The 16375-nt window shown below is 53.8% G+C and carries 14 protein-coding genes; 11 read left to right on the forward strand and 3 right to left on the reverse strand.

Going from position 1 to position 16375, the window contains the following annotated elements:
* Window positions 1–854: 854 nt before the first annotated feature.
* From AC1DUR_RS25210 to AC1DUR_RS25220, 3 genes are all read right to left on the reverse strand, one after another.
* The gene (locus AC1DUR_RS25210) at window positions 855–1628 is read right to left on the reverse strand and encodes a hypothetical protein (protein WP_477722318.1); all 774 of its coding nucleotides are present in this window, start codon (window positions 1626–1628) and stop codon (window positions 855–857) included.
* Between the two features lie 100 nt (window positions 1629–1728).
* Window positions 1729–2388, reverse strand: a complete 660-nt coding sequence (locus AC1DUR_RS25215; protein ID WP_477722319.1) for a TetR/AcrR family transcriptional regulator — start codon at window positions 2386–2388, stop codon at window positions 1729–1731.
* Between the two features lie 216 nt (window positions 2389–2604).
* Window positions 2605–3123 (reverse strand): phasin family protein, encoded by a 519-nt coding sequence (locus AC1DUR_RS25220; RefSeq protein WP_477722320.1) that lies wholly within the window; start codon window positions 3121–3123, stop codon window positions 2605–2607.
* Between the two features lie 242 nt (window positions 3124–3365).
* Here AC1DUR_RS25220 and AC1DUR_RS25225 point away from each other — a divergent pair, with 242 nt between their 5' ends.
* The 11 genes from AC1DUR_RS25225 (at window position 3366) to AC1DUR_RS25275 (ending at window position 16274) form a co-directional block, all read left to right on the forward strand.
* Complete coding sequence (locus AC1DUR_RS25225; RefSeq protein WP_477722321.1) at window positions 3366–5381, forward strand: SDR family oxidoreductase; 2016 nt, start codon at window positions 3366–3368, stop codon at window positions 5379–5381.
* Window positions 5382–5746: 365 nt separating this feature from the next.
* Complete coding sequence (rfbB, locus tag AC1DUR_RS25230) at window positions 5747–6829, forward strand: dTDP-glucose 4,6-dehydratase (protein ID WP_477722322.1); 1083 nt, start codon at window positions 5747–5749, stop codon at window positions 6827–6829.
* Window positions 6826–7734: a dTDP-4-dehydrorhamnose reductase gene (rfbD, locus tag AC1DUR_RS25235; protein WP_477722323.1), complete on the forward strand. Its 909-nt coding sequence runs from the start codon at window positions 6826–6828 to the stop codon at window positions 7732–7734. Before rfbB ends, rfbD begins: the two co-directional genes overlap by 4 nt.
* Window positions 7735–7786: 52 nt before the next feature.
* A complete protein-coding gene (locus tag AC1DUR_RS25240; protein WP_477722324.1) occupies window positions 7787–7984 on the forward strand; it encodes a type II toxin-antitoxin system VapB family antitoxin in 198 nt (65 codons plus the stop codon).
* A gap of 7 nt (window positions 7985–7991) precedes the next feature.
* Window positions 7992–8363, forward strand: a complete 372-nt coding sequence (locus tag AC1DUR_RS25245) for a type II toxin-antitoxin system VapC family toxin (protein WP_477722325.1) — start codon at window positions 7992–7994, stop codon at window positions 8361–8363.
* Between the two features lie 48 nt (window positions 8364–8411).
* On the forward strand, window positions 8412–9299 hold the full coding sequence (rfbA, locus tag AC1DUR_RS25250) for a glucose-1-phosphate thymidylyltransferase RfbA (RefSeq protein WP_477722326.1): 888 nt from the start codon (window positions 8412–8414) through the stop codon (window positions 9297–9299).
* Window positions 9296–9841 carry a dTDP-4-dehydrorhamnose 3,5-epimerase gene (gene rfbC / locus AC1DUR_RS25255; protein ID WP_477722327.1) on the forward strand — a complete coding sequence of 182 codons (546 nt, stop codon included), beginning with the start codon at window positions 9296–9298 and terminating at the stop codon, window positions 9839–9841. Before rfbA ends, rfbC begins: the two co-directional genes overlap by 4 nt.
* Window positions 9838–10722 (forward strand): ABC transporter permease, encoded by an 885-nt coding sequence (locus tag AC1DUR_RS25260; RefSeq protein WP_477722328.1) that lies wholly within the window; start codon window positions 9838–9840, stop codon window positions 10720–10722. Before rfbC ends, AC1DUR_RS25260 begins: the two co-directional genes overlap by 4 nt.
* Window positions 10712–12076, forward strand: coding sequence for an ABC transporter ATP-binding protein (locus AC1DUR_RS25265; RefSeq protein WP_477722329.1), 1365 nt, complete (start codon window positions 10712–10714; stop codon window positions 12074–12076). The genes AC1DUR_RS25260 and AC1DUR_RS25265 overlap by 11 nt, the downstream gene beginning before the upstream one ends.
* Window positions 12073–12771 carry a TylF/MycF/NovP-related O-methyltransferase gene (locus tag AC1DUR_RS25270; protein WP_477722330.1) on the forward strand — a complete coding sequence of 233 codons (699 nt, stop codon included), beginning with the start codon at window positions 12073–12075 and terminating at the stop codon, window positions 12769–12771. The genes AC1DUR_RS25265 and AC1DUR_RS25270 overlap by 4 nt, the downstream gene beginning before the upstream one ends.
* 2 nt (window positions 12772–12773) lie before the next feature.
* Entirely contained in the window at window positions 12774–16274 is a 3501-nt protein-coding gene (locus tag AC1DUR_RS25275) for a rhamnan synthesis F family protein (protein WP_477722331.1), read from the forward strand.
* Window positions 16275–16375: the final 101 nt, after the last annotated feature.

A 16375-nucleotide genomic window follows, 5' to 3' on the forward strand; every position in this document is an offset into this window, starting at 1 on the left:
GCGTGAGTTTCCTGCGCCTGATCTCTCCGGTCTCCGGCTCGATCCAGTGCACCTGGAACACATTCTTTGCGATGTCGACACCGTAAGTTGTAGCATTCATGGCGGGACCTCCGTCTGAAGTGGTTGGTAAGAACTCCACTTTGGCACTCGATGCCGTTCGATGCGAGGTCCCACCCCCGGTTCGATTGCGGCGCCGAAATCAAAGAGGAAGGCGTCCATACCAATCTCGGTCCAGGCGGGGTCTCGCTCGAACTCGCTGCGCTCAGACAATCGCGATCCCTGATCCGCCTGGCCCTGYGCTCCTCGGCGCAGACARAAGGGGGGTGCAGGTACGGATGCGGGTTCGGGGTCAGCCCCCACCCCAACCCTCCCCCAGCGGGGGAGGGAGTGAGGCATCGGTGTAGTTTTTTTGTCTTTTGACTTTCCCCCCAAACCCGTCCTGGCTGGGCCTGTGCTGCGCCAGAAAAGCGGGATCAGGGCCGCGCGCTGTTTGAGCCGCAGGCGAGTTTGCGCGGACCCCCGCTTTTCTGGCGCAGCGCAGGTTGCCCGTAGCGCAGCGAAGGGACCCAGACTGCGGGTCGCCTTTCTTTTCCTTAGGTTTCTTTGGCGACGCAAAGAAAAGTAAGTCGCCCGCCGGGGCGAGACCCGGCATGCCCGTAAACAGCGCAGCTTGACCTTACCAGCGGCATCAAGACGGAGGCGCAAAAAAATACATCAACCGGCGTTTTGAGCTGCAACAGTGATGACTTTGACGCTGGGTCTCAATAATGAGGGATGCAATTTGCTATTAAGAACACAGCAAATAAGAAGACCTGCGCACCTTGCGCACACGGGCCTGGTTGAGCGCAGAAAACTTAATCTTCCAGTTCAGCCTTCGCCATCTCCACATCCAGCCGTTCGCTGGCATCCATCGGCTTGCTGGCCGCCGCCTGCTCATACAGCTTCGTCGCCTCCGCCATTCTCTTGTCGCCTTCGAGCATGACCAGGCCGTTGGCATATTCGACCATGGCAATCGCGGAGCCGGGGTTCAGTTTCAGCGCGTCCTTGTACAGCACCAGGCCAACGTCCTTTTTGGCGCCGTAGGTCATGCCACCTATCAGCGAGCCCACCTTGTCGATCACTTCGGCATGAAAAGCCGCCAGCGCGATATGGGCATCGGCATGCTTGGGTTGCAGCTTGATGGCTTGCTCCAGCGCATGCTTGACCTTGCTGCCCAGGCCCTGCGCCAGCGCCTTGGCCACGCTGATGCCCTGGCTGTAGCGCCCGAGGGCATAGGCCTGCCAGTACCAGGCATTGGGATTTTTGGGGGCGGCCGCCTGCTGCGCCTCGGCGCGCGCGGCGACTTCCATGAACAGCTCGAGCTTGGTCTTTTCTTTGGTTTCGAGGTAGTTGGCATAAATGCTGGTGGCCTTGTTGGCGACCGTGAGGCCGTGGCCACCAGCCTTGACGCCGGCCTCGGCTGCCTTTAGAAACTCGCCATTGTGAAAAAGTACCCAGGCCTCCAGCACATCCGCCTCTTGGGGCAGGGGCTCGCAGTCCCCCTGGTGCAGTCGGGCCCAGTTCTTTTTCAGGCTGGCGGCATTCAACGTGTAGTCGCCAGCGTGTGGAAAAGCGGTCCATTTGGCCATCGTGTTATCTCCTTGATTAACGTTGTTGGTGTTATGGGTGAGGAAAGCGAAATTGGGAAGTGGAAGTGGGAAGTTGGGGGCGGGCAGTGGTTGGCAGGGCTCACGCCGGGGTGTTGTAGGCGCCTATCAGGGCCTGCAGGTGGGCGCGCTGGCCCTGTTCGAGGTAAGGAATCAGCAGGTTCAGCACGTGGTGCGCACCGCGCAGCAGCGCGGCCTGCGCATTGCCCGGCTCCAGGGCGTTGCGCGGGTCGCGCACGTACTCGAAGCTGAGCCAGTAGGTCAGCACCACCACCATGCTGGTGGCCGTGGCTTCCACCTCGCGCGAATCAATCGTCACGGCGCCGGCGCGGCTCATGCCGTCTAGGAGGGCCTTGACAGCGCGGGTCTTGTTTTTGAGCACCCATTGAAAGTGGGTTTCCAGCCGGCGGTTTTTGCTCAACAGGTCGTTGAGGTCGCGGTACAAAAAGCGGTATTGCCAGATCAATTCAAACAGCGTGTGCATGAAAAACCAGGCGTCTTCGACATTGCGCACGCCGTCGCTGGCATTCAGGAGCTCGGTCAACGAGCGCTCGTAGCGGTCAAACAGGGAGTTGATCAGCTCGTCTTTGGCGGGGTAGTGATAGTAGAGATTGCCGGGGCTGATGCTGAGTTCGGCAGAAATCAGCGTGGTCGAGACATTGGGCTCGCCAAAGCGATTGAACAGGTCCAGTGTGACCTCCAAAATCCGCTCTGCAGTACGGCGCGGCGCTTTTTTCGCCATAAATTGTCTACCTCGTTTTGTTCTGTACTCTAACCCAGAGCCCCCCGGCGCGGAACTGGGGAAGTCCAGCGGCAAAGCCTGCTGACGGGCGGCCGATCATACAGCCATGTAGCCGTGCATGGCTCAACCCCATACCCTTCAGTTAACTGTTCGCCGGACAGGCGTAAAAAAAGGGACGCGCGTCCCTTTTTCCAAAGCGCCGAATGCGCCGGGTGCTCAAGCGGATTTGCGTGCGGCGGGGCGCTTGGCGGCCGCGGGCTTGGCTGCTGTGCTGGCCGGTTTTTTGGCCGCAGGTTTTTCAGCTGTCCTGGCAACAGGTGCCTTGCCGTACATTTTCTGCATGTTCTTGTTGAGCTCGTCAATGCGCGCAGCCAGGGCGTCCACGTCCTTCGCAGACGGCACGCCGAGCTTGTTCAGGGCTTTGGCCACGCGCTCTTCAAAAATATTCTCCAGCTTGTCCCACTGATGGCCGGCCTTGGACTGGATGTCGGTGGCCATGTTGGTCATTTTGCTGGTGGCTTCAGAAATCTTTTCTTCAGCAGCCGCCTGCGTTTTGCGCTGGATGGTCAGGCCTTCCTTGACCAGGGTCTCAAACACTTTTCCGCCTTCTTCCTGGGCCTTGGAGAAAGCCCCCAGCCCGGCCAGCCAGATTTGCTGGGCGGACTCCTTGACGGCGCTGGCCAATGGAGGAGCCGCTTTTTTGTCGGCACTCATTTTTTGCAGTTTCTTGACCATGATTGTCTCCATGCTGATGGTGGATAGGAGGTGCTGCGCGGTGGGTGTACTGCGCACGCAGCAAATATAAGGCCTTCAGGTGCCGGTGTTTAGATGCCGGGTTCTAGAAAACCAAAAAAGCTCAAAGCCCCCGCACCGGGACGCGGGTTTCTGCTGAATGGCGACTACCATGGCTTGGGCAAGAATCGGCTTTCTGACCGCCGGTTCAGCACGCGTCAGCACAAGACACAAGGACAATCTCAATGCATTATTTCGTCACGGGAGCCACTGGCTTCATTGGTAAACGCCTGGTTAAAAAACTCCTGGAACGAAAAGGCAGCACCGTTCATTTCCTGATCCGCCAGGAAAGCGCTGGCAAATTGGCCGCACTCAGGGAGTACTGGGGCGTGAGTGCCAGCCGGGCGGTCGCCGTGCATGGCGACCTGACCAGCAAAAAGCTCGGAGTCAGCAGCGAAGACATCAAACAACTCAAGGGACGGGTGAGTCATTTTTATCACCTGGCGGCGGTGTACGACCTGGACGCCGATGAAGAAAGCCAGATCGCCGTCAACATTGACGGCACACGCAATACCGTCGAATTCGCCAAGGCCATCGAGGCGGGCCACTTTCATCATGTGAGCTCCATCGCGGCGGCAGGCCTGTATGAGGGCGTGTTCCGCGAGGACATGTTTGAGGAGGCCGAAAACTACGAGCATCCGTATTTCATGACCAAGCACGAGAGCGAAAAAATCGTGCGCAAGGAGTGCAAGGTGCCCTGGACGGTGTTTCGGCCGGCCATGGTGGTGGGCGACAGCACCACCGGGGAAATGGACAAGATTGACGGCCCTTACTATTTCTTCAAGCTGATCCAGCGCATGCGGCAACTGCTGCCGCCCTGGATGCCGGCCGTGGGGCTGGAGGGGGGGCGCGTCAACATTGTTCCGGTCGACTTCGTGGTCGACGCACTGGACCACATCAGCCACCTTCCCAAAGACAAGGGTGACATTGCCAAAAAATGCTTCCACCTGGTGGATCCGGTGGGCTACCGCGTCGGCGATGTGCTTGACATCTTCAGTCGGGCCGCCCACGCACCGAAGATGAACCTGTTCGTCAATGCCGCCCTGCTGGGCTTCATTCCGCGCGGCGTCAAGAAAAGCCTGATGGCGCTGGCACCGGTGCGCCGCGTGCGCGCCGCCATCATGGCCGACCTTGGCCTGCCCGAGGACATGCTGACCTTCGTGAACTACCCGACCCGGTTTGACTGCCGGGGCACCATGGCGGCGCTCAAGGGTTCAGGTGTTGAATGCCCCAACCTCAAGGACTACGCCTGGCGCTTATGGGATTACTGGGAGCGCCACCTCGACCCCGACCTGCACATTGACCGCACGCTCAAGGGCACGGTCGGCGGCAAGGTGGTGCTGATTACCGGCGGCTCTTCAGGCATTGGCCTGGCGGCAGCGCACAAATTTGCCGAGGCCGGCGCCATCACCGTCATCTGCGGCCGCGACCAGGACAAGCTGGATGTTGCCTGCAAGGAAGCGAAAGCCAAAGGCTACAGCTTTGTCGCTTACCCGGCCGATATTGCCGACATGGCGGACTGCGACCGCTTCCTCAAGGAGCTGATCGCCAAGCACGGCGGCGTCGATTTCCTGATCAACAACGCCGGGCGCTCGATTCGCCGAGCCATTGAGGCCAGTTACGACCGTTTCCATGATTTCGAGCGCACCATGCAGCTCAATTATTTTGGCTGCCTGCGCGTGACCATGGGCCTGCTGCCCGGCATGGCGGCCAAACGCAAGGGCCATGTGGTCAACATCAGCTCCATCGGCGTGCTGACCAATGCGCCGCGTTTTTCGGCCTACGTGGCCTCCAAAGCCGCGCTGGACGCCTGGACGCGCTGCGCCTCCAGCGAGTTCTCCGACCTGGGCATCGGCTTTACCACCATCAACATGCCGCTGGTGCGCACGCCCATGATTGCGCCCACCAACCTCTACAACAACGTGCCCACCCTCTCGCCCGAAGAGGCCGCCGACATGATCGCGCAGGCCTGCATCTTCAAGCCGGTGCGCATTGCCACCCGCCTGGGCATTACCGGCCAGGTCATGCACGCGCTGGTGCCGCGCATCGCCCAGATTGCCATGAACACCAGCTTCCGCATGTTCCCTGACTCATCGGCCGCCAAGGGAGAGAAGGGCGGGAAGGGTGAAAAGAGCGCCAAGCCGCAGCTGTCGGCCGAGGCAGTGGCCATGCAGGAGATGATGCGCGGGATTCATTTTTGATCGGAGCGTTTGTGGCCGGTAGCTGACGAGCGGACCGTGCTCGGTCGCTGGTGGTCAGCTGCGATATCCCCCTGACTGATGGCCGGTTTCAGGACCCCGGCTGGGCAACGACGCCCTCCCACGTAACCATTCATCATGGCAGGCGCTGAAGTGTTTTCGCGCTGCATGGTTGGCCTCTTAAATCTGACTCAATGTCAAACACTTTCAGTAACGGTGTGTTAGTGGGAAATTGTGATTATTTACAATTAAAAGCCAAAGTGTAAGACYGGATTTACAAATGAAGCCAATGAATGTAATGGGATAATTTAAGCCTAGCGGGGTGAGTGCCCCGCACGTCTTCAAATCGATTCCCATTAAAGGCTCGCATGATTTTCGTTACCGGAGGCGCCGGCTTTATTGGTGCCAATTTTGTTCTTGACTGGTTCGCACAAACCGATGAGCCTGTGGTCAACATCGACAACCTGACCTACGCGGGCAACCTTGAAAACCTCTCCTCCTTGCAGGCTGACGCGCGCCACGTCTTTGTCAAGGGCGACATCGGCGACTCCGCGTTGGCTGCCCGCCTGCTGGCCACCCACCAGCCCCGGGCCATCATCAACTTTGCGGCCGAGTCGCATGTAGACCGTTCCATTCACGGGCCCGAAGACTTCATCCAGACCAATATCGTCGGCACGTTCCGCCTGCTGGAGGCCGTGAGGGCGTATTGGGGCGGCTTGCAAGGTGATGCCAAAGCGGGCTTTCGTTTTTTGCATGTCTCAACCGACGAGGTCTATGGCTCGCTCGCGCCAGCGGACGCCGCCTTCACGGAAACGCACCGCTACGAGCCCAACAGCCCCTATTCGGCCAGCAAGGCCGCCAGCGACCACCTGGTGCGCGCCTACCACCACACCTATGGCCTGCCGGTGCTCACCACCAACTGCAGCAACAACTACGGCCCCTACCATTTCCCCGAGAAGCTCATCCCCCTGATGATCGTCAATGCCCTGGCCGGCAAGCCCCTGCCGGTGTACGGTGACGGCATGCAGGTGCGCGACTGGCTCTATGTGAAAGACCACTGCAGCGCCATTCGCCGCGTGCTGGAAGCCGGCAAAACCGGCGAGGTCTACAACGTGGGCGGCTGGAACGAAAAGCCCAACATCGAGATCGTCAACATCGTGTGTGCACTGCTTGACGAATTGCGACCCCGCGCCGACGACAAAAACTACCGCGAGCAAATCACCTACGTCAAAGACCGCCCCGGCCACGACCGCCGCTACGCCATAGACGCCAGCAAAATCCAGCGCGAACTAGGCTGGAAGCCGGCTGAAACCTTTGAGACCGGTATCCGCAAAACCGTGCAGTGGTACCTGGCCAACCCCGAGTGGGTGGCCCATGTGCAAAGCGGGGCCTACCGCGAATGGACAGCGAAACAGTACGAGTACGGGCAAACCCAAAAGGCTGCGGCTTGAAAATCCTGCTCTTCGGCAAAAACGGCCAGGTCGGCTGGGAACTGCAGCGCAGTCTGGCTCCTTTGGGTGAGCTGACGGCGCTGGACCGTCACAGCACAGACCTGTGCGGCGACCTCGGCAACCTGCAGGGTCTGGCCGCCACGGTGCAACAGCTACGGCCCGACGTCATCGTCAACGCCGCAGCCCACACTGCTGTAGACAAGGCTGAAAGTGAGCCTGCACTCGCGCGCACGCTCAATGCGCTGGCCCCCAGCGTGTTGGCACAGGAGGCTGCCAGGCTCGGCGCGCTGCTGGTGCACTACAGCACCGACTACGTATTTGACGGCAGCGGCACCCGCCCGTGGACAGAGGCCGACGCCCCGGCGCCGCTCAGCGTTTATGGCCAGTCCAAGCTTGAAGGCGAGCAGCTCATCCAGGCGGCCGGCCCGCGCCACCTGATCTTTCGCACCAGCTGGGTCTATGCCGCGCGCGGCGGCAACTTCGCCAAAACCATGCTGCGCCTGGCGCAGGAGCGCGAACGCCTCACGGTGATCAATGACCAGTTTGGCACCCCCACCGGCGCCGAGTTGCTGGCCGACGTAACAGCCCACGCCATTCGCCAGGTGCTGCAGCGCCCCGCCGATGCCGGCCTTTATCACCTGGTGGCCGGCGGCGAAACCAGCTGGCATGGCTATGCAAAACACGTCCTGGCCCAGGCAGAACGGAGCCAGGAGCATGGGAAGTCAGCCCTAAAAATAATAGCTAAAGCAGTAGACCCCGTTCCCACCAACGCTTTCCCGACACCCGCCAAACGGCCCCACAACTCTCGGCTGGACACCACCAGGCTGCAAACCACCTTTGGCCTGACCCTGCCACCGTGGCGGCAGGGTGTGGACCGCATGTTGAATGAGGTTTTGACTCGATGAGCTTATTTTTGTCATCATTTGATGCTATTATTGATGCTTGAAGGGGTTTTTCATGCGCACCACCATCAATCTTGACGATGAGTTGCTGGCCCAAGCCCAACTCATGAGCGGCTTAACGGAGCGCACCCAGTTATTGCGCGAAGCGCTGCTGGCGCTGGTGCAGCGCGAGAGCGCTCGTCGCCTCGCCAGGCTGGGCGGCACGCAAGCCCAGTTGCAGCCTATTCCTCGCCGGCAGGATGCCTCTGGATGATCTGCGCATGATGCTGGTAGACACGTCGGTTTGGGTGGACCATTTCAGGCAGGGCGACGCTGCGTTGGCTGCTGCCCTCGAGGCCGGGCAAGTCTGGATGCACTCATTTGTGTTGGGTGAACTGGCTTGCGGCAATTTAAAGGCGCGCGGCGAGGTGCTGGGTCTGCTGCAGGCGCTCCCCTCCATGACCCTGAGCACTGACAAGGAAGTGCTATTTTTTATCGACCAGCATCAATTGATGGGGCGGGGCATTGGTTACATAGACGCGCATCTGCTCGCCTCTGCCCGAATGGGTGGCGCCATGCTCTGGACGAGAGACAAGAGGCTGAACATCGTGGCAACTGAACTGGGCCTGGCGTATGCCCCGGCGCAACACTAAATGCGCAGCATTACATCGACAACATTGAATCAGGGACGCACAGCAAATATGACACAACGCAAAGGCATCATCCTCGCCGGCGGCTCCGGCACCCGCCTGCACCCGGCCACATTGGCCCTCAGCAAACAGCTGCTGCCGGTGTATGACAAGCCCATGATTTACTACCCGCTGAGCACTCTCATGCTTGCGGGCATGCGCGACATCCTCGTCATCAGTACCCCCCAAGACACGCCGCGCTTTCAACAGTTGCTGGGCGACGGCAGCCAGTGGGGCCTGAACCTGCAATATGCCGTGCAGCCCAGCCCTGATGGCTTGGCGCAGGCCTTCATCATTGGCGAGCAGTTTGTGGGCAACGTTCCAAGTGCCCTGGTGCTGGGCGACAACATCTTTCATGGCCACGATATTGCTCAGCTGCTGGCCGGTGCCGATGCGCAGGCCAGCGGTGCCACCGTATTTGCCTACCATGTGACCGACCCTGAGCGCTACGGCGTGGTGGCGTTTGACGCTCAAGGCAAGGCCAGCAGCATTGAAGAAAAACCCACCCACCCCAAKAGCAGCTATGCCGTCACTGGCCTGTATTTTTACGACAATCAGGTCGTAGATATCGCCAAGGCTGTCAGGCCCAGCTCTCGTGGCGAGCTGGAAATCACCGCCGTTAACCAAGCTTACCTGGAGCAAGGGCAGCTCAATGTGCAGATCATGCAGCGCGGCTACGCCTGGCTGGACACCGGCACGCACGACAGTCTGCTTGAGGCCAGTCAGTTCATCGCCACACTGGAGCACCGCCAAGGCTTGAAGATTGCCTGCCCCGAAGAGATTGCCTGGCGCAATGGCTTCATAAGCACCGAACAGTTTGAAAAGCTTGCCCAGCCATTGGCCAAAAATGGTTACGGCCAGTACATGCTGCGTCTGTTGAAGGAAGAGATCCAGAAATGAAAGTCACGGCCACCACGATCCCAGACGTACTCATCATTGAGCCCAAAGTTTTTGGAGATGAGCGAGGTTTCTTTTTCGAGAGCTTCAACCACGCGAAATTTGAAGCTGCCGTTGGCAGGCAAATCAGCTTTGTCCAAGACAATCATTCCCGTTCCGCTAAAAACGTGCTGCGCGGCTTGCATTACCAAATCCAGCAACCCCAAGGCAAGCTGGTGCGCGTGGTGCAAGGTGAGGTGTTTGACGTGGCGGTAGACATCCGCAAGTCGTCACCCACCTTCGGGCAGTGGGTGGGTGAAATCCTATCGGCAGACAACAAACGCCAGCTATGGGTGCCTGAAGGCTTCGCGCATGGTTTTGTCGTCATTTCTGACACTGCCGAGTTTCTGTACAAAACCACCGACTACTACGCCCCCCAGTTTGAGCGCAGCATTGCCTGGAACGACCCCACCCTAGGCATCCAATGGCCCATTCAGGGCGAACCTGCCTTATCCGCAAAAGACGAACAGGCGAAGCTGCTCGCAGACGCGGAGCACTTCACATGACATCCCCACTCCCCACTAACCACTCCCCCCTAACCACGCACCAGGGAATCAACCCCCACGCCGCCCAGCCCACCTCCCTGGTGGCGCTGGTCAAAAGCCTCTGGCGCAACCGTCAGCTCATCGTGCAAATGACCAAGCGCGAAGTGGTGGGCCGCTACAAAGGCTCGGCCATGGGGCTGGCCTGGTCGTTCTTCAATCCTGTGTTCATGTTGGTGGTGTACACGTTTGTCTTTTCGGAGATTTTCAAATCCCGCTGGGGTGGGCTTGGTGGCGACGACAGCAAAACGCAATTCGCTGTAGTGCTTTTTGTGGGAATGATCGTGCTCAGCCTGTTCAGTGAGGTGCTCAACCGCGCACCTGGGCTGATTATTTCCAACGTCAATTACGTCAAAAAAGTGGTGTTTCCTATTGAAATACTGCCAGTGATTGCTATGGGCGCTGCGCTCTTTCACAGTCTCATTAGTCTGGGAGTGCTGCTCGCCGCCTTCGCACTTTTTAACGGCTACCTGCATTGGACGGCGATATTCACGCCCATGGTCTTGCTTCCGCTGGTGATCCTCACAACCGGTCTGGCGTGGATGCTCGCATCCTTGGGCGTATTTCTGCGCGACGTCGGGCAAACCATTGGCATCATCACCACTGTCTTGATGTTTCTCTCTCCGGTTTTTTACCCGGTAAATGCGGTGCCAGAAAGGTTCCGCCCATTCATCATGGCAAATCCGCTTACATTCGTTATCGAACAAGCGCGTGAAGTGCTGATCTGGGGACATTTGCCGAATTGGCTGGGTTTGGGGGCGTACACCCTGGCTGCTTTTGCCATTGCTTGGGCAGGCTACGTGTGGTTCCAAAAAACCAGGAAGGGGTTTGCCGATGTCCTCTAACGATATCGCCATCCGTGTCGCCAATCTCAGCAAGTGCTACGAGATTTACAACGCCCCGCGCGATCGGCTTAAGCAATTTGTCGCCCCTCGTCTGCAGAGGTTAGCCGGAAAATCACCCAAGCAATACTTCCGCGAATTCTGGGCGCTCCAAGATGTGTCATTCGAAGTTAAGACAGGTCAGACTGTCGGTATCATCGGACGAAACGGCTCAGGTAAATCTACACTGCTGCAAATGATTTGCGGCACGCTTTCGCCCAGCAATGGCAGTGTACAAACCAATGGTCGCGTGGCTGCTCTGCTTGAACTGGGCTCTGGGTTCAATCCCGAATTCACGGGGCGCGAAAATGTTTACATGAATGCCTCTGTGCTGGGCTTGAGTAATGAAGAAATAAGTGCCCGCTTTGATGATATTGTTGATTTCGCCGACATTGACGACTTTATTGAGCAGCCAGTAAAAACCTATTCTAGCGGGATGATGGTGCGGTTGGCATTTGCCGTCATTGCACACATCGATGCAGATATTCTTGTGATCGATGAGGCTTTGGCCGTAGGCGATACATTTTTCACTCAAAAATGTATGCGTTTTCTACGGGAATTTATGCGAAGCGGCACTGTATTATTTGTCAGTCATGATACTGCTAGCATCAAAAGTCTTTGCACGCATGTGATATGGCTAGAACATGGCAATGTCATACAGGAAGGTTCACCAAAAGAGGTGTGCGAGTCGTACCTTGAGGCTTCATATGAGGCGCAAGCTAAGAGTACTACCAAGCAGGCTATCAAAAAGCTCGAGTCAACGATATCTCTGGGCGACCGGCCTCTTGAACCTATCCCTCAATCCAAGTTGCCCAACGATATACGGGTATTCAATTTCAATCCTGATGCCGCATCATTTGGTAAAGGTGGTGCAACTATTAGTGGCGTGTATTTGTTGGATGAGAATTCCAACTCATTATCTTGGATAGATGGTGGAGAAACGGTAATTTTGAAAATCGAGGCGCAAGTGCATCGTGAGCTTGACTCGCCAATCTTGGGTTTTTTCATCAAGGATCGCTTAGGGCAAATGCTTTTTGGAGACAATACCTATTTGGCCTACAGGGAAAGCCCAATGATTTGCTCTGCTGATGACGAGCTAAGAGCAACCTTTACGTTTAGAATGCCGCTGCTCCCAGCAGGGGACTACAGTGTGACTGTGGCAATAGCCACTGGTACGTCACAAAACCATGAGCAACAGCACTGGATTCACGACGCGATAATATTCAAGTCGGATTCTGATAGGGTTTCCAATGGATTGATCGGCATCCCTATGCTGAAGCTGGAATTAGAAATATCTCATGCAAAGGAAATATCATGACAAATCATCTTTATCTTGACCTATTGAAGAACGTATTAACTGATCAAATTAACCATCCGTCAGAGGCCCGACTTGATGGAACAGATTGGCCGGAAAATGGTTTTACCATGATTGGGTTAAAGCGTCTAAATAACATTCAGATGTGCGCCTCAGAGATCATAGAGAAAAATATCGAAGGGGATTTTTTGGAGGCGGGTGTTTGGAAAGGTGGGGCATCGATGTTCATGCGAGCCATTCTTAAATGTTTCGAAATTCGCGATAGGACCGTATGGCTGGCAGATTCTTTCAAAGGACTTCCCCCTCCCAAACATGAGTATCCAGCTGACAAAGATGATACGCACTATCAATTCGAAAAACTGGCAATATCTCTTGAGCAAGTAAAGCGAAATTTTCAAACCTTTGACTTATTAGATGACCAGGTTAAATTCATAGAAGGATGGTTTCATGAAACCTTATTTACTGCACCGGTAGGTAAAATCTCCTTGCTTCGGCTTGACGGTGACATGTATGAATCTACCTACGTAAGTTTAGATGCTTTATATCATAAGGTCAGTGTTGGCGGATTTGTCATCATCGACGACTATGGATATATAGAAAGCTGTAGGCAGGCAGTACATGATTTTCTGGATAAAAACTCTTTAAAACCATCAATTCAAAAAATTGATTGGACAGGAGTGTATTGGAGAAAAGAATAAAAATGAAAAGTTATCAGAATTATGAGAGAACTATCCATGCCGATGTGGAGGAGTCTCTTTCCAAAATCGTCGATAAGATCTCTCCTAATTCAGTTGTCCTGGATGTCGGCTGTGGCCCTGGAATGCTTGGATCGTACCTGTCTGAAGTTAAGGGATGTATTGTTGATGGTGTTGATTCTGATGAGGCTGCAATTGAAATCTGTCGCTCCAGATATAGATTCACGGCAGTAAAAAATCTGGAGTCAGAATCACTGACAAATGTATTTCAGCCCGAGACATATGACTACATTATTGTTGCGGATGTGCTCGAGCATTTGGCTAATCCAGATCGACTGCTTTCAGAGTTGCGGAAACTTGTCAAGCCGCACGGCACGATTATTTTTTCCGTGCCTAACATTACCCATGTTGCTGTAGGGCTTGAGTTGCTTTTTGGCTATTTTGAATACAGTCAAAATGGTTTATTCGATAATACGCACCTCAGATTCTATTCTAGACAAAGTCTCTTGGATAAACTACAAGCCTTCGGCCTACATGCTTGGGAGGTTGATACTGTCCAAAAAGAAATTGAAGAGACGGAGTTTTCAGATCGTATCTCAAAGCTTTTTCCAACCCGTTGGACGAGTGCACTAATTGCTAGTCGTGAGGACGCGCTAACCTATCAGTGGTTGCTATCGACAAGAGTTTACCCAAAAGATATTCAGAAAAACACCGAGCCTGGGTCGCCTTGTATCCGTAATCCATCGCTCCTATTTACTACGGAATTGTACTGGACTGACAGGGGTAGCCCATCCATAACAGAGAATAATAAATTAGTCGGGCGCTTGATTAGTAGAAATGAAGATTTAACAATTATAGATTTTCATTTCTCAGAATGTGGGGGTATCAATGGCCTGCAACAGATCAGGATTGATCCAGTCTCTGAGCAAAAACATTTCCTGATCGTTAATGCTGAAATATTGACGGAGGAAGACAAAGTGGTTTGGCGAGGGCAACCTCAAGTTGATGATGGCGGAGTTCACGGAGCAAGGTTAATTGTATTTGTTGACTCTGTCGGGTGTCTTTTTCAAGCAACCAACAACGATCCACAATGGCTTCCATCAATTGACAAGGAAATACTCGACCAAGTGACGGAGGGGTGGACTTTTAGGCTAACGCTTAAATCAGATGAAGCCCTATTTTATCTCGGTAATAAAAAGCTGATTGATCAAAGCCAATCATATGAAAATATCTTGACCGCGCGTGATCGAAAAATGGACGTTCTTCAGCAGCGGTTAAATGAATTACAGGTGTTATATAACGAGTCGCGCAATGAAAATCAAGCTTATCGAATATCCGCGTCTTGGAGGATCACTCGACCGTTGCGGAAAATCTCGCAATTGCGACGGCAAGCTGGGCGAATTATTCAGCTTTACCAAAGCCATCGGCAGGCACACCCGGGTGTGGATGGATTTTGGCGATTGGTGCGTAGAGGCGTAGATATAGCCCGAAAAGGTGATTTGTCAAAAGGATTGCAAACCAGTATCGCTCTGTACGAGCGAAGTCTAGCGACTGCATTGCAGTCGCCTTCGGCTTCGGTTCTGGTGCTGAATGACATTGTAGATAAGGCTGTTAAGTTGCCTGAAAATATAGCCGTTCACGCTCACATTTACTATCCGGATCTTGCAACTGAAATTAGATCTTATCTAGAAAATATCCCAATTAAATTTAAATTATATGTAACAACGGATGCCAGGGAAAAGGCAGAACTGGTTAAAGACGTCTTTTCAAAAATGAAAAATATATTGGCGTTGGATATTCGTATCGCGGAGAATCGTGGCAGGGATATTTTTCCTATGCTGGTGACGCTAGGGCCGGAACTTGCTGGGCATGAAATAGTGCTTCACATTCACACAAGGCGATCCCCACATAACACATGGGAGCTTGGAGGGTGGAGGCGGTATTTGATGGAATCGCTACTTGGTAGCCCTTCTCGCGTAACAGCGATCCTTCAGCAGTTCGTTAAAAATAAAAATCTGGGAATTCTCTTTCCTAATCCATACCATCCCTTAAAACGGCTTGTGAGAACCAGTGCCAATAGCCGTAATATTGAAAAACTTTTCAACCGTCTCAACAAGGCAAAAGCAGAGGTAGGTGAAATCGACCTTAACTACTTCCCTGTTGGAAGTATGTTTTGGTTTCGCGGTGAAGCAATTAAGTCTTTGGTCGGCATGCAGTTATCTGCAAAGGATTTTGAACCAGAAGAAGGTCAAGCTGATGCAACATTGGCGCATGCGATCGAAAGAATGTTTCCATACTTCGCGGGTGAAATGGACTTAATTACTAAGTCATATCTTCCAGATTCGTTTCTTTCGCAGCAATGTAGCGCACATCGAATTGATTTGTTTTACACCTACCTTAAAAACCGACTGATTTTAAATCCCATTATTATTTTTGATCACAATGGCGGAGGTGGGAGTAATAGCTATACCCGTGAATTAGTGAAAAGCATCCTTGCCGATGGTGGCTCGGCTCTAAGAGTTTATTGTTTTGACGCTGTTTGGTTTGTTCAATGGATTGGTGATGGTGACGGGATGCTCTTCTACACCCCTTCAATTGAAGAATTGTTCGAAAGCCTCTCTGTTTCGCGCGGCACAAGCATTATTCTAAATTCCTTGTATGGTTATCCAGATATCAAAGGAGCCGCTTCAAATATTGTTGGCCTTGCTCGGTCCTTGGGCGCATCATTAGATTTCAAAATACATGATTTTTATGCCTTGTGTTCGTCGCCACACCTCTCAGATTTTGAAGGTAAATATTGTGGCGTACCACAGGATCCTGCAGTGTGTGGCCGTTGCCTTAAAAAGAACGTAGGCTGGTACCATGACTGGTATCCTGAGGAAAATAGACCAGTTGATATAGCAGAGTGGCGTAAGCCCTTCGCTGCACTTTTTGAAGCAGCAAATACAGTAACTTTTTTTGACCCATCGTCAGTGGAAATCGTTCGAAAAGCTTTTTATCTGGAAGATAGTAAAATTAAAATAATACCTCATGCTATCGATTACTTTAAATGCAACACTACGTTGGATGTAGCAGGGCCTTTGCATATTGGTATATTAGGCACGCTGTCCCACCCTAAAGGTGCAAACATAGTTAAAGCACTTTATGATTACATCGAAGAGCAAGGTACTTACATACCAATCACGCTTGTGGGGCCTAGCTTTGTAGATACTCCAATAGGAATTAAGGTTCTTGGTAGTTACACGCCAAACGAACTGCCGTCAATTATAGATAGCCAAGGTATTAATGTAATTCTGATGCCTTCAATTGTTCCGGAAACGTTCAGTTATACAATTTCCGAGGCTATGAAAATGGAGCTACCGATCGTTGCATTCGATATTGGGGCACAGGGCAACCGTGTCAAGCGATATCAGTTTGGAAAAGTTATTCCACTGGGCTCATCGCCTGAATTGATACTATCGACCATTCAATCTGCCCTGGTAACGGCACAAGAGTTTAGAAAATAATGCTTGTTTACACATCAATCACGAAAAGCTATCTTCCCAAGGCGCGGGTTTTGGCGAAATCGGTCAAGCGTTTTCATCCGGACTGGACGTTCGTGTTGCTC

Source organism: Polaromonas sp. P4_F4, from assembly GCF_056401355.1.

Bases quoted from the DNA above. Each gene is read 5' to 3' on its own strand.
- AC1DUR_RS25210 (WP_477722318.1), bottom strand. From the start codon at position 1,628: ATGGCCAAATGGACCGCTTTTCCACACGCTGGCGACTACACGTTGAAT.
- AC1DUR_RS25215 (WP_477722319.1), bottom strand. From the start codon at position 2,388: ATGGCGAAAAAAGCGCCGCGCCGTACTGCAGAGCGGATTTTGGAGGTC.
- AC1DUR_RS25220 (WP_477722320.1), bottom strand. From the start codon at position 3,123: ATGGTCAAGAAACTGCAAAAAATGAGTGCCGACAAAAAAGCGGCTCCT.
- AC1DUR_RS25225 (WP_477722321.1), top strand. From the start codon at position 3,366: ATGCATTATTTCGTCACGGGAGCCACTGGCTTCATTGGTAAACGCCTG.
- rfbB (WP_477722322.1), top strand. From the start codon at position 5,747: ATGATTTTCGTTACCGGAGGCGCCGGCTTTATTGGTGCCAATTTTGTT.
- AC1DUR_RS25240 (WP_477722324.1), top strand. From the start codon at position 7,787: ATGCGCACCACCATCAATCTTGACGATGAGTTGCTGGCCCAAGCCCAA.
- AC1DUR_RS25245 (WP_477722325.1), top strand. From the start codon at position 7,992: ATGATGCTGGTAGACACGTCGGTTTGGGTGGACCATTTCAGGCAGGGC.
- rfbC (WP_477722327.1), top strand. From the start codon at position 9,296: ATGAAAGTCACGGCCACCACGATCCCAGACGTACTCATCATTGAGCCC.
- AC1DUR_RS25260 (WP_477722328.1), top strand. From the start codon at position 9,838: ATGACATCCCCACTCCCCACTAACCACTCCCCCCTAACCACGCACCAG.
- AC1DUR_RS25265 (WP_477722329.1), top strand. From the start codon at position 10,712: ATGTCCTCTAACGATATCGCCATCCGTGTCGCCAATCTCAGCAAGTGC.
- AC1DUR_RS25270 (WP_477722330.1), top strand. From the start codon at position 12,073: ATGACAAATCATCTTTATCTTGACCTATTGAAGAACGTATTAACTGAT.
- AC1DUR_RS25275 (WP_477722331.1), top strand. From the start codon at position 12,774: ATGAAAAGTTATCAGAATTATGAGAGAACTATCCATGCCGATGTGGAG.